This window comes from Bacillus sp. SRL337 (genome assembly GCF_984799155.1).
The window spans coordinates 298,733-312,868 of the sequence record NZ_OZ481793.1 but is presented as its reverse complement, the minus strand read 5'-3'; the positions used below and the strand labels follow the sequence as shown (position 1 = coordinate 312,868).

The 14,136-nt window shown below is 41.1% G+C and carries 11 protein-coding genes and 1 riboswitch; of the genes, 3 read left to right on the top strand and 8 right to left on the bottom strand.

The annotated features are described in order from the left end of the window. Positions 1–255 precede the first annotated feature (255 nt). The 3 genes from AC4E8A_RS01650 to AC4E8A_RS01640 all read right to left on the bottom strand — a co-directional run bounded on the left by AC4E8A_RS01650 (position 256) and on the right by AC4E8A_RS01640 (position 2,883). Entirely contained in the window at positions 256–936 is a 681-nt protein-coding gene (locus tag AC4E8A_RS01650; RefSeq protein WP_490198748.1) for a methyl-accepting chemotaxis protein, read from the bottom strand. Positions 937–1,753: 817 nt separating this feature from the next. Further along, the gene (locus AC4E8A_RS01645; protein WP_490196431.1) at positions 1,754–2,464 is read right to left on the bottom strand and encodes a hypothetical protein; all 711 of its coding nucleotides are present in this window, start codon (positions 2,462–2,464) and stop codon (positions 1,754–1,756) included. A 50-nt stretch (positions 2,465–2,514) separates the two neighbouring features. Next, positions 2,515–2,883 carry a hypothetical protein gene (locus AC4E8A_RS01640; protein WP_490196430.1) on the bottom strand — a complete coding sequence of 123 codons (369 nt, stop codon included), beginning with the start codon at positions 2,881–2,883 and terminating at the stop codon, positions 2,515–2,517. Positions 2,884–2,983: 100 nt separating this feature from the next. Continuing rightward, a riboswitch (cyclic di-GMP riboswitch) is annotated at positions 2,984–3,070 on the bottom strand. Positions 3,071–3,619: 549 nt separating this feature from the next. On the opposite strand from AC4E8A_RS01640, the gene AC4E8A_RS01635 reads away from it, so the two are divergent. Then, positions 3,620–4,447, top strand: coding sequence for an alpha/beta fold hydrolase (locus tag AC4E8A_RS01635; RefSeq protein WP_490196429.1), 828 nt, complete (start codon positions 3,620–3,622; stop codon positions 4,445–4,447). Positions 4,448–4,651: 204 nt separating this feature from the next. Here AC4E8A_RS01635 and AC4E8A_RS01630 read toward each other — a convergent pair whose 3' ends face one another. The 3 genes from AC4E8A_RS01630 to AC4E8A_RS01620 form a co-directional block, all read right to left on the bottom strand. Then, complete coding sequence (locus tag AC4E8A_RS01630) at positions 4,652–5,698, bottom strand: lactonase family protein (RefSeq protein ID WP_490196428.1); 1,047 nt, start codon at positions 5,696–5,698, stop codon at positions 4,652–4,654. A 496-nt stretch (positions 5,699–6,194) separates the two neighbouring features. Next, the gene (locus AC4E8A_RS01625) at positions 6,195–7,067 is read right to left on the bottom strand and encodes a YitT family protein (protein WP_490196426.1); all 873 of its coding nucleotides are present in this window, start codon (positions 7,065–7,067) and stop codon (positions 6,195–6,197) included. 1,615 nt (positions 7,068–8,682) lie between these two features. Next, positions 8,683–9,333 carry a hypothetical protein gene (locus AC4E8A_RS01620; protein ID WP_490196425.1) on the bottom strand — a complete coding sequence of 217 codons (651 nt, stop codon included), beginning with the start codon at positions 9,331–9,333 and terminating at the stop codon, positions 8,683–8,685. A 139-nt stretch (positions 9,334–9,472) separates the two neighbouring features. Between AC4E8A_RS01620 and AC4E8A_RS01615 the strand changes: the two genes are divergently transcribed. Together AC4E8A_RS01615 and AC4E8A_RS01610 are read left to right on the top strand one after the other, a co-directional pair. Further along, on the top strand, positions 9,473–10,342 hold the full coding sequence (locus AC4E8A_RS01615) for a helix-turn-helix transcriptional regulator (protein WP_490196424.1): 870 nt from the start codon (positions 9,473–9,475) through the stop codon (positions 10,340–10,342). 231 nt (positions 10,343–10,573) lie between these two features. Beyond that, positions 10,574–11,521 (top strand): IS30 family transposase, encoded by a 948-nt coding sequence (locus AC4E8A_RS01610; RefSeq protein WP_490196423.1) that lies wholly within the window; start codon positions 10,574–10,576, stop codon positions 11,519–11,521. 320 nt (positions 11,522–11,841) lie between these two features. Here the strand turns inward: AC4E8A_RS01610 and groL are convergent, their stop codons facing one another. Both groL and groES read right to left on the bottom strand, forming a co-directional pair. Then, positions 11,842–13,473 carry a chaperonin GroEL gene (groL, locus tag AC4E8A_RS01605; RefSeq protein ID WP_490196421.1) on the bottom strand — a complete coding sequence of 544 codons (1,632 nt, stop codon included), beginning with the start codon at positions 13,471–13,473 and terminating at the stop codon, positions 11,842–11,844. Between the two features lie 50 nt (positions 13,474–13,523). Continuing rightward, complete coding sequence (groES, locus tag AC4E8A_RS01600; RefSeq protein ID WP_148942392.1) at positions 13,524–13,811, bottom strand: co-chaperone GroES; 288 nt, start codon at positions 13,809–13,811, stop codon at positions 13,524–13,526. Positions 13,812–14,136 lie beyond the last annotated feature (325 nt).

Sequence of the window (14,136 nt, the reverse complement as noted above, 5' to 3'; positions counted from 1 at the left end):
AAGGCACCGCCCGCAGGAGCCTGCGGGACCTCCCCTCTATCCACAGGAGGCCATGTGCCTTCCGCTCCACTCACACACCTAGGTTTGTAAGGTGACAAGAATGGTGATGACTTGACTTATATACAAAAAGCCTATAAACATCATCCGTATTGGACTTTGTTTATAAGCTGAGGCACCTCATAAAGTTGAGTGCCTGTACATTGAATAAAACGTATCCACACTAGAACCTAAGCAATTGCCGGTGTCCTTTTCCCGCTATGCTGCTCTTTCAGGATCTTGGCCGCCTAGTGACTCCTTTGATTCCATAGCTTGATTCCAAGTGAACAGGAACTTTTCCACATTACTCTTCAACTCTGCAATTCTGTTTGCTTCCCTAACTAATTTTTGCATCGTCTGTAATTCATCGTCGCTGATTTCAATCAGTTCTTCAAACATTTCCACCGACTCCCGGGAGATGAATGCTATTTCTTTGATTGTTGACATGATCTCCTGGGAACTGGACGATAGTTCTTCTGTACTTGCTGAAGAATTTGCGTTGTTTTCCGCAATGATTTTTGTAGTAGCAAGGATCTTTTCGAACATGGATCCAACCTCTACAATAGTAGAATTGGTATCTGAAAACTCCTCTGTTCCCTGTTTCATTGAACTTACCACGACGTCTGTTTCTTCTTGAATATTCTTTACTATATTTGATACCTCAGAAGAGGACTGGCGCGATTGTTCTGCAAGCTTTCGAACCTCATCCGCAACAACTGCAAATCCTTTACCATGTTCACCCGCACGAGCTGCTTCTATGGCTGCATTCAAAGCAAGTAAATTGATTTGTTCAGAAATCCCTGTAATCACTTTTACAATGGTGCCAATTTCATGAGATTTCTCTCCTAGTTTTTCTATTGCCTCATTTGTTGTACTTACCGTTTGATTAAACTTCTCCATTTTTTCCAAGGAGTCTTTCAGTTTTCCGTTCCCTTCCTGAGTCAGTTCCAAGGTCGTATTCGATTGTTCTGAAATTTGATGAGATCTCACGGACAAGTCTTCAATCGCCTGTGCCATATCTTCCATAGATACGGAACTTTCTTCGGTTGCAACTAACTGTTTCTGCAGCCCCCTTCCAACCTCATCAATTGCAGCTCTTACAATATCTGCCTTCTCAGAAGCATACTCACCGCTCTCAGCGAGGCTTTCCCCTGTATCATGCACATCTTTTGCGAATGTGAAAAACTTTTCCCTGACACGGCTTAAATAGTTGATCAGCTCGTTAAAAGCAGTATGTTCCGAATTTTTCTCATTAACTTTGTTTATGACATTACCTGCTGATAGTTCCTTGAGTCCATTTACTATTTCTCTATTTATATGCGAATATTTTTTCAGCGAAAAATACCGGTAAGCAAAATACACGGATGTTCCGAGCAATACAATTATTATTCCCAGCATTACAGCTTCCATGATCATTTAATCTCCTGTCTCTAGTAGTAGGCCCTTCTCAGAATTATGGCTATGATTTTCATTAGGGTATGTCGATCTGGCGTCTCCAATTAAACCGGCTAAAGGACCAGTCCATTAAACCACCAATCGCCAACTGAAATGACTGACTGGCGATTTAGCCATGAGAGTTAATCAAACCCTTCTCTGTGAAAAAAACGATTTATATGAACTTCCAGAACTAAAAAATAGGTGAATCCCTGCAAAGCAAAACAACTCTTCTAAAAGCAACAATGTTTTTGAAGCAGCCCTATTTTGAAGTGAAATCCCATTACAACTCTTTTAAAAGTATATATGTGCCATCGGCAATATCCGAAGAAATGCCATGCAGCTTACTATTATCCCGATATTTATGAACGATGAAATTCCCTTCCAGATCTTTATACTTTTTCATATCATGATATTTCTCCATTACGCGTATCGATTTCGGATTTGTCGCTTCTCCCAAAACAGCCTTCAATCCTTGTGCTGCCGCTTTTGTGATCAGCATATTTCCTAATCGCTGAATAACTTCATGGCGATCCTGTTCAGCCGTTACTCCTAACATGAATAAGTGCAGCAGCTCCCCGTCTTCAATCTCTTTTCCGTTCCGTTTTTCATAGTCCTCCATAAACCGTTTATCCACATCTTCCAAAACACGCAGAATGACGTTCATGTCATAAAACGATTCTTCAAATACATCTTCTCCGATGATCTCTGGCGCGTTTGTGTCCCCGGCAAGAACACCAACAACATGATCCTCAGCATCTATAGCGACCGCACAATATCCCTGCTGGACGGTAGAGTCTAAATATTCCCTGGTAAACTCATAGAAATCTTCATACTTTAAGTTTAATTGCCCTACCATCGGCTCCTGCACCCACTTGCCTGATACAGTCAATCCAATAAATGATTGTGCCAGACACTCAGCTGCCTTTTGAACCAACTCTGTTTGTTCCTTTGTGATGATTTCATAGGTATATAAATCCAGTTTTGTTTGCACTTGCCGACATCCTTTCGAATTTAAAATATGTAAGTATTCCCTGGTCTGTCTTAAATGGAATGAGGCACTTGATCGATAAATGTACCCGTGAAATCTATCCTCTCAAGAGCATTCCTGATTTGCACTTGAGCGATTTTAGATGAAGGTTTTACTACGAGGGTATCCTTAAAACCCAGGGTGGAATAGAACTGCATGGTCTGCTCCAGCTGCGGCACAACTTTTGACGGGACTGGTGTTTGATGGGTCCCATCGACAACAAACGTATACTCTCGTCTATTGACTCTATTAATGGTATCCTGCAAGTCAATCATATAGCCCTCAGCATCTTCTTCCCTCATTAATCCGAGAACCTGTACATGAACTTCCTTCGCTGCCTCATTAATGGCCATCTTATATTTCTTCTTATCTATGACTATCATCTCTGATCTCCTTTTCCTTTTAGTCGTGACGGCTTTTACGCAGGAGCCAAACAAAAAAGCCATCCCCAAATAGGCAGGGATAGCCAAATAATCATTATTCATTGGCAACCCGACTATCATTATCCCGGAGGATTTTAGACTCGCAGCTTTGCGTCCTTACCTTTCGATAAGTTTGCCGTTTTCACTTTATTAAAATAGTACAAATATCCCGATGACATAGTACTATAATAGTATAAAGAATTTGCCGTTTTTTGTCGATACTTGTATGCTATTCCATTAAATAATGATAGTACGGTCCATTGATTAAGGATAAAATTCTATAAGGCAGATGTTTTGCATGGCTCACACGCTATTTATGTAAGAGGAAAGGCTGCTTACTTTTATATGACCAATGGCGAACTTTAGTATTGGGAAATCGGCGAAAATCATCCACAGCTATTAGGGAAGAGCAAGAGGATTGGACCGCAAGAGAAGCAAATCACTTTCTCTCTATTGATGAATGCTGTTTCCTTCAATTCCATGCTGTCTGAGCTCCTTTCTGACTGATCAATCTATAAATCTTCACGGGGAACACCCGTGATGGTTGCGATCCCCAAGAATTCCCCCGCAGTCCCCCTTTCTTTATCACCATAGATATTTTTAAAAAATGAAATGGAATGACTCTGTATTGAATAGTATTTAGAAGTAACATTTAGGTTATGGGTTTTGCCAATTTACAGTAACAGGGGGGGAAATAATGCAAGCTAAAGGAACGTATATTGAAGTTGAACCGGGAATTGAGTTATTTGTCCAGGATGCCGGAACCGGGGACCCCATCGTGTTCATTCCAGGGTTCACATTCACGACAGAAGTTTTTTCAGAACAGCTCCAGCATTTTTCAAAAACTCACCGGACAATCGTTATCGACCCAAGGAGCCACGGCCGGTCAACGATGACTGTTCACGGAAACGACTATGTTACACATGGAACTGATCTGCAAAAAGTATTGGAAGCTCTAAACGTCGAAAAACCAGTGCTTGCCGGCTGGTCATTCGGCTGTTTAACTGTATGGGAATATATTCGCCAGTTTGGAACAGATCAAATCAAGTCACTTGTTTTGATTGATATGCCGCCAAAATCTTTATCGTTGCAGCAAGACCGGGATTGGGTTGAAGGACTACTGGATGACATGGCTTCAGCCTATACAAACTACCTTCGCAACCCGAAAGGACAACGGGAATTCATCTCCGCCTACGCTTCCGGTGTAATGATTCAACGCGAACTAAAAGAAACAGAATTAACATGGATCGTTGAACAATCACTGAAGACACCCTATTATATTGCGGCCAATCTATTTTCATCAGGGCTTTTTTCAGATTACCGTAAAGAGGCCGCTCTCGGCAGTGAGTCTGTTCCGACTCTGTTTATTGTCGCTGAGCATTGGGCGGACACAGCGGTGGCTTACCTCAGCAAGCTGGCTCCGAAAGCATCCTTGGAAGTACTTGGCGGGCATCTGATGTTTTGGGAGCATAGCGTGAAATTCAATGAAACTGTTGGGGAGTTTTTAGGTGAAAGGAGTGATTAGTCATTCCCCAGCTGGCCCTTTCAGCACAAAAAAGCTACCTTCTGCATTTAAAGGTAGCTTTTTCTTCTTATATAGATTGCCCGGTTCCAATGATCACATCATACCTTCCCTAAGGTGAGCCTTCGGAAAAGTTTACATGCTTGTGGCCAAAGGTAAAGGTATGCTTAACTCTTACTGTCAGGTTCGCAAGATGATATACTCATCCTACAAATTTAAAAACTTTACACAGACAGGTTCTGGAACTTTTACACCTGACTGGATTAATGTGAGCTTTCCGGCAGCTTTATCCCTGCCGAACAAAGTCATGGTGTTTGATTTTTGATTGGCAGCAACGAGAAATTCCTCGGATGGATCCAATACAAAATCACGCGGCCAATTCCCTTCTGTTGATGTCCATTCTACAAACGTTAGTTGGCCCGTCTCTTCATCCACCTTAAATATGGCAATACTATTATGGCCCCGATTTCCCGCATATACAAATTTTCCATCAGCAGAAATGTGAATCGCACTTCCATCATTTGTTTCCTCAAAATCCTCCGGAATAGTGGAAATGGATTGCTGTTCTGTAAAGCTTCCATCTTTTTCATCATAATGAAGCACAATGACTTCTGAGCTTAACTCGGTCATGACATATGCAATACTTTTATTTGGATGAAATGTAATATGCCGTGGGCCGCTTCCAGGCTTTAGCGTGTACTCTTGTTCCTTCTCTAATTTGCCATCAACTGCAGAATAGGTTATTACCCGGTCACTCCCCAAATCAATCGCTATCACATACTTCTCATCTGGAGTGAAACCAGCAAAGTGCATGTGAGGCTTTTCCTGTCTTTCATGGGGGCCGGATCCATGATGCTCTATTACTGAAGCGGCTGGTTTCAGTGATCCATCTCCATTTACCAAATAGGATGCGATTTTCGTTGTATGGTAATTGGCTGTTACCACATTACTGTTATCTTGATTGACGCTAACATGGCATGGAGGTGAGCCTGCAGAGGTTTGACTATTCAGCTTTGACAGCTCCCCCGATTCTTTATTTACGGAAAAGGCAGCAACGCCCCCCTTTTCTCCCTCTTTATGGACAGCATATACATTTCCATTATCCTCGCTGACCGTCACATATGTAGGGTTGCTTAATTCGGCTGCCAGCTTTACATCCGCAAGCTCTCTTTTCTCTGTATCGAGCGTAAACTGATAGACTCCTTTGCTATCCTCTTTTGTATAAGTCCCAACATATCCAATGATTTTCTGCATCTAAAAACTCCTCTAACAGTTATTTTTTAGTTTCGAGGTGGCAAATTGTGAGTGATAGATACTCACGTTGACCTTATTATGACCCAGCTTTGCAAATTTGACCGCCTAAGATGATGTTAATAGAAGTACATCCTATTTCGCAACAAATTGAAATCCCCAAACATAGTTGGGGATCTTACAGATGCCTGCATTTCAACTGCAGTTTGTATGGCAAAGAAGCCGTTCTTTGGAAAAAGATTTTTAACCGGGATAAGAGCAACTTTTATCCTTAACAGAGCTCCAGCCAAAAGTTTAACCACCAAAGTTTCTCAGTCCTGCGAACTCCTCAGATTCATTTCACCTGCCGTATCATACCATCTACAATAAACGCCCGGCAGGATCGGCAAATCGACAGCCTGAATCAAACCGAGTTATACATCTATTTACTTTTGTCGGCAACGTACCTTGCTAATTTTCTTTCAAAAGAAGCCCCGCGGGAAACGGGGCTTCACAGACTCTAATGGATATTATGTTTCTTAAAATTGCCGCCTTTGACTTCCGCCACATCATAAACGGTCACAAAGGCACCCTCATCAATTTCATTTATGATTTCCTTCAGCTTCGTTTCCTCGAGACGATTGATGACACAGGTAATCTCTTTAAACCTCTCGTGGGAGAATCCGCCGTACGCCTCTTTATAGGTTGCACTGCGCCCTAACCGGTCACGGATGGTTTCAACCATGATTTCAGGATGGGTCGTAATAATCTGAAAGGTTTTCGACCCGCTTAACCCTATCTCCACAATATGAATCACTTTGGAGGCTATATAGTAAGCAATGGCAGATAGAAAAGCACCCTGCAAACCAAATACAGTCGATACAAAAATGAATACAAAGATATTCAAGAATAAAATGAGGTCACTTGTACCAAACGGCAGCTTGCGAGACAGCAGGACAGCAAGCATATCGATCCCATCCAGCGCACCGCCATTACGCAACGCCAATCCCATACCAAACCCAAGAATGATTCCTCCAACCACGGTTACCAGCAAGGTATCACCGTGAATGATGGCCGGAGTATGATGCATGAGACTTGTTCCGGCAGCAAGAGACACAATACCGATAATCGAACGGATAGCAAAGCTTTTGCCAATCTGCTTATATCCCAGCCAGATAAACGGGATGTTAAGGGCTGCGATCAGGATTCCCAGGGGCATGCCTGAAAGCTGCGAACCGACGATGCTTACCCCGGTGACCCCTCCATCCGACACACTATTGGGAATCAATACGGTCTCCAATCCATATGCTGCGATGAAACCTCCTATTATGACCATGATGACTTGCAGGATTCTTCTCAGCCTAATTCGTTTATGATTCTTATTTTTACTCATATATAAGTTCACTCCAAGAATAGATTCACCGCTATTACACTAACTGTTCACCTCCCCAATTATACCTTAAAAGACGATGGCTCCATAATAAAAAGCAGGCAACCGCCGAATTGTGAATGGTCATGGAATTGGCTCTGTAAAAACTTAAGGGGCAGGATCAACTTCTGCGCAGGTGAAGAGTACCGCAACTTCTTCTTAGCCCAAAATAACTTGGTGAACGAAAAACAAGAACAGGTCTGCATTAAGACATGAGAATCCCAAAAAAACGACCATGGATTCCACTTTCATGACAATTGACGCAGGCAGGTTGCGGCAGAAGCAACATCAGGCAATGCACGTGTTTGGAGAAACTGCTCCTTCAGGATCGCTCAAACTTATTTCCACGGGCCAATGTTCATGCCTAGGAGTGTGGAGAGAATCGCAGAAACTGAGTAGATGACACGTTTGGTGAAAGAAAAGAAAGGTTATCCGGAAATCAAACACTGTCGGCTGACCCCATTGAATATCTACAAACACTTTCACGACGATATATCGACAATAATAATTGGTATCGAATCCCCTACACACCAAGATAGGGAGAACGTAGAGTTTGTCGCATCAACCAATCCGCAAATATCTAAGTACATGATGATTGATAGAGAAGTACAACCAGAAGACCTTCATTTCCAAAAAGTCTTCCGTTCACAAAAGCAGGACATTTGGAACAACTATTATCAAATCCTTTTGGAGAAAGTACTATATCATTGCAAAAGACTAATATCTGAATTACCTCCCTACGACTCTATCTGATACTCACACCTGACTATAAATTAATAATAACCCTCCACCGGTATGGGGATAGATATGCTACAATCTGATTTCAATTTAAAACACACTGATCAGAGTGGGCTGATTCCCGGCTTAAGGCGAAGATAATGGAACATTGCGGTTCCCTGAAAGCATGGAATGTTGTTTTTTCAATCCCAATCCTTCTCTTCGTCATTTTGGCGTCAGTGATTTCTAAATTTCTTAATCCATGCTGTCGTTTTTACTATTAACGTAGGTTCTGTTTCTGAACATACGATCTTCTAAAAGAGTTGATACAGAGATTTTAAAAGCACACAAAAAAGACTACCCCCTTTAACTAGGAAGTAGTCTTCTTCTTACTAACTATTTATACATCGAACTGCTTCACAAGAGCGAAGCGGTCGGCAGATTACATCATGCTGCCCGCAGGTTTCTAGAGTGTTATATTGTTAACGTTGAGTGTAAATAGTGCGGTAAATCATCGTTTTGGATGTTTCTTACTGTAACATCTTTAACGGGATTTACCGTTTTTTATGGGATTGCGTTAGCAATTTCAAGTGAATACTTCAGCAATTTCACAAGTCTAGAATGTAAGTGGTTAAAACCACAGGAATTCACTATATCTTCCCTGTTTTTAAGGGTTTTGGTTGAACAAGAACTGAAATTTTAAACAGGATCATTTGCTGCGTAGTACAAATAACTATTCAATAGAAGATATTATTTCACAAGAGCATGAATGTGAAAGACTATAAGCCTAATTTTATCAGAAAGAAGTGTTTGAAGAAATTGGCTAATTTCTTGGAGCTTATGTCACCACCAATAGTTTCCTTTAAGAACGTTCTGACCAAAGAGCATACCCCAACCAAATAAGAGCTACTCCCATCGGTATTGCCAATATCCTATCAAATGGATGAGGAATTACGGCGGCTGCAAACGTGACCACTGCTGCAAAGGAAAGTAAAGCACCTGCTATACGTGGGAAGATTCCCGCACGTAAGGTTGCGATTCCAAACAAGAGTCCACCAAGAGAATATAACAACGCCGCAATCGGTGCTAATATAGGGAAAATCCCAAGATTCACTGTGCTTGTGGTTCCACCAAAAATCCCTACAATTCCCTCTACAAACTTCGGAGCTTCCGTGGTAAGCAATGGCAAAACAAAAGCCTCGTTAAAACTAAATATCATAGAAATTATCCAAAATACACTAAATAAAATAAAACCAATAAACCCAAGCAAGCCTACTTCTTCCACTTGTCTTGTATAAATCCCAGTAATTCCTATCAGACTAAATAGAGACATTATGCTGGTAGTACAGGCAATGATGACCCAAAAACTTGTGCTAACAGAAGAAATGTGATCCTCCGGGTGTATGAACTGAATACCTATATATAAAATCCCTGCTAATATTGCAAAAAGACCTGCATATCGCACTACGCTTTTCCCCGTAATTCTTCGCTTTTTTTCATTTGAATTATTCATTTAATTACCTCCATTTTTTGTTTTTTCACTTAAGTAATTATAGATTTTATGAATGACCATAGGTATGGCAGAATTTAAACGTCATATAGTAAGTTAGGTGTGTAATTGTTAATCAAATCCTTTGAAATTAGGTGGCGAGATGAAACATTATGAGGTAATTGAAAGATCCTTATTGCATATTGAAAATAATTTGCAACAACCATTATCATTGGAGTCTGTTTCAAATGCCTTCAATATGTCTAAGTACTATTTTCATAGACTTTTTTCTGCAATAATGGGCTGTTCATTAAACCAATACATTTTATCAAGAAGATTAAATGCATCTGTTCAATACCTTCAAAACGAAGACTTATCATTAACAGAAATTGCTTATCGACTAAACTTTGGAACTCCATCGTCCTTCACCCGCGCTTTTAAAAGACAATATGGTATCGCCCCAAGCTCTCTAAGAAAGAATGGAAATACCCTATCTCTTGAAGACATTCCCCCAGTCATTAAAAGACCAATTAAACACATCAATGGGGATATCGTTGCCGATTTTACACTAACAATTTTTAAAACATCCCGAATAAGTGGGATAGTATTTGAAGTTGATTTAGCAAGAAGTGATTTTAAAGAAAGGATTCGATCTTATTCAAAAATGTTCATAAACAGCATTGAGGAAACGATCAGTAGTCCTTGTTATATTATCTATTCCAATTGCCAGCCAAACTCAACTAAGTTCAAGGCTTTAGTCGGGATTCCACAAAATATAAAAATCAATAAGCCAAATTTTTTCACATTTGATGTTCCACAATTCTTTTGTGCTAAGTTTAAATATTTGGGTGATTTACTAGATATAGGGGATGTCTTTATTACTGACTTTTCAAGGTTTTTAAAAATATCGAAACAAGAATCAGAGGAAACCGATATTGAACTTATCCAAGTCTTTGAGTCTATTCATAACCTTGATTCTTCCTATCATATATTCGTTCCAATCAAAAAACTCTCCACTGACGACATTGCTTAGTGCCTAACTACCTATATACGTTAATAAACTTGTTATGTTAATAAGAAGGATACCATCATAAGTGTAAAGAAACTTTCCAAATCTTGCTGCAATTCGTAAATAAGAAAATTTTTATAACGCGACGAATTGTAATATTAAGTGCAACACCTTAACATTAGGGTAAAAAAATAACCCATGACAGCTCGTGTATAATGTTGATTACCACACCAAACATTACATGGAGGTTCTGTCATGAGTTATCAACATCTTACCACGTTTGAACGTGCACGTATAGAAACTCTAAAAGCCGAAGGAAAGTCACTGCGAGATATTGCCAAACGATTGAACCGTAGCCCTTCTACGATTTCCAGAGAACTGAATCGAAATAAAGACAAAGGTGTTTATCAATCCGAAAAAGCCCATAAAACGTATCAAAGTCGTCGAGAAAAATGTGGTCATCCTGGGAAATGGTCTTTCGAGCTCGCTAAGACAGTTAATAAAAAGCTTCGAGCTACGTGGTCACCCGAACAGATTGTTGGACGCCTTTTTCAAGGAGTTCTAAGCTTTAAGACCATTTACCGCTGGATTTACGAAGGGCTACTGGTTAAAGGTGACCTCCATGTCCTCAGACAAAAGGGAAAGCGCCAAAAGCCCAAGGAAACACGCGGACGCTTCAATGTCGGAACATCCATTAGCCAGCGTCCAAAAGAGGTGCGAAAAAGAACCACGTTTGGTCACTGGGAGCTTGACAGCGTAGTTTCCAGTCGTGGAAATAGTAAAGGGTGCTTAGCTACCTTTGTCGAACGTAAAACCAGGTGGTGCCAAGCAGTTAAAATGCCTAATCGTACGGCAGAATCTATGGAACAAGCGATTCGGCTAATAAAGAGTCAACTTCCTCAAGGAGCCTTTCAAACCGCTACAGTTGACCGGGGAAAAGAGTTTTCGTGTTATCCAAACATTGAGAAAGACCTTGAAATCTCTGTTTACTTTGCCGATCCCTATTCATCTTGGCAACGGGGAAGTAACGAAAACGCCAATGGTCTAATACGTGAATTTTTCCCAAAGAGAACCGATTTAGCTAAAGTATCCAATTACGAGCTAGTAGGAGCTCTCTCTTTTATCAATAGAAGACCAAGAAAGTGTCTCGAGTGGAAATCAGCACACGAAGCTTTTCAAGAGGAACTGTTGCGCTTAATTTGACAAACCGTCACGCAAAAAAGAAGCCTTCCAGTTCTTTTGGAAAGGCACCATTTTGAAGTTACTTAACACATAAGACATTCCAATTATCTGATCAATCTGCTTCCCAGTAAAAACAATATTTCATCATCTGATCTATTTTCTGAAAGGACCATAAACAATAATGCTTTAGGGACTTTCCAAGAATTAATCAAATTACAGAAAAAGGCTTCCCAAAAGTTTAATCAACTAATGAGAAGCCTCTTCTATTTACATATGATATGTTAGCATTTTGTTAGCAAATTATTTCAAAACCCTTATCTATCAAGGGTTCAAGGGGCAGATTACATCATGCCGCCCATTCCACCCATGCCGCCCATGTCAGGCATGCCGCCAGCTGGATTTTCTTCAGGGATGTCTGCAACTACAGCTTCAGTAGTCAAGAACATCGCTGCAACAGATCCTGCGTTTTGAAGTGCGGAACGCGTAACTTTTGTTGGGTCAACGATACCTGAATCGATCATGTTTACCCACTCGCCAGTAGCTGCGTTGTAGCCAGTGCCGACTTCTTCTTTCTTCAGGCGCTCAACGATGATAGATCCTTCAAGGCCTGCGTTGTGCGCAATTTGACGGATTGGCTCTTCAAGTGCGCGAAGAACGATGTTGATTCCTGTTTTCACATCGCCATCAGCGTCAATAGAAGATACTTTGTTGTATACGTTGACGAGGGCAGTACCACCGCCGGAAACGATACCTTCTTCTACAGCTGCACGCGTTGAGTTCAATGCGTCTTCGATGCGTAGTTTACGCTCTTTCAATTCTGTTTCAGTAGCAGCACCAACTTTAACTACCGCTACACCGCCTGCAAGCTTGGCAAGACGTTCTTGTAATTTTTCACGATCGAATTCAGAAGTTGTTTCTTCCATTTGAGAACGGATTTGGTTTACGCGGGCAGAAATTTGATCCGGCTCGCCTGCACCTTCAACAACTGTTGTGTTTTCTTTTGTAACGACGATTTTCGCTGCGCGACCAAGCTGAGTGATGTTCGCAGATTTAAGATCCAAACCAAGATCTTCTGTGATCACTTCACCGCCTGTAAGGATGGCAAGGTCTTCAAGCATTGCTTTACGGCGGTCACCGAATCCAGGAGCTTTTACAGCTACTGCATTGAATGTTCCGCGAAGTTTGTTCACTACCAATGTAGCAAGAGCTTCACCTTCAACATCTTCAGCAACAATCAATAATGGTTTGCCTTGTTGTACTACTTGCTCAAGCACAGGAAGGACTTCCTGGATGTTTCCGATTTTCTTGTCAGTGATCAAGACATACGGATTATCAAGAACCGCTTCCATTTTGTCAGAGTCTGTTACCATGTAAGGAGATGCATATCCGCGGTCGAACTGCATACCTTCCACAACATCAAGCTCTGTAGAGAATCCTTTAGATTCTTCAATTGTGATAACGCCGTCGTTTCCAACGCGCTCCATTGCTTCAGCGATCAATTGGCCGACTTCTTCGTCAGCAGCAGAGATAGCCGCAACTTGAGCGATGGACTCTTTGCTTTCGATTGGTTTGGAGATTGCTTTCAGTTCTTCAACTGCTGTTTGAACCGCTTTCTCGATACCTTTGCGGATACCTACAGGGTTCGCACCAGCTGTAACGTTTTTCAGACCTTCACGGATCATTGCCTGTGCAAGTACCGTTGCAGTCGTTGTACCGTCACCGGCAATTTCATTTGTTTTGCTTGCTACTTCAGCTACAAGCTTTGCACCCATGTTTTCGAATGCATCTTCAAGTTCGATTTCTTTCGCGATTGTCACACCATCATTTGTGATAAGTGGAGAACCATATTTTTTCTCAAGTACCACATTGCGTCCTTTTGGTCCAAGAGTTACTTTCACTGCGTTTGCTAATTGATCCACACCGCGAAGCATGGAACGACGTGCTTCTTCGCTGAATTTAATATCTTTAGCCATTTAAAAAGACCTCCTTATGATTGGTTAGGTATATTTTAGTTAAAGATCGATTATTCGCCGATTACAGCCAGAATGTCACTGTCACGAAGGATCAGGTATTCTGTGCCTTGGTATTTCACTTCTGTACCAGCATATTTAGAGAAGATGATTTTATCGCCCGCAGCCACATCGAGAGCTGCACGCTCACCATTATCAAGAACTCGGCCTGCACCTACAGCAATAACTTTACCCTCTTGTGGTTTCTCCTTAGCTGAATCCGGTAAAACGATACCGCTTGCTGTTTTTTCTTCTGACTCTACTAGCTCAATAACGACGCGATCACCTAGTGGTTTTAACAAGTGAAACAACCTCCTCATAATATTATGTAAGTATTCTATATTATTAGCACTCGATAACCTTGAGTGCTAACACAACTATTATAATAAATAATTCGTTTTCATTTTGCAAGAGTCCTGCTTAAAATTTTTTCGTCAAAATTCCTGAAAAAACACACCTCCTTATCTTATGCGGGACAGGTTCTTCCTATACATCTGCTTTTAACCTGCACTTGCTCGCCAACTTATCTATAGGAAAGATTATCTTTGGGTTCTTTTAAGACGGGCACTTTCGTATACAAGTATAAGGCCTCTTTCTTTGCGAAAATGCCTCTTTATTAGTAAAATT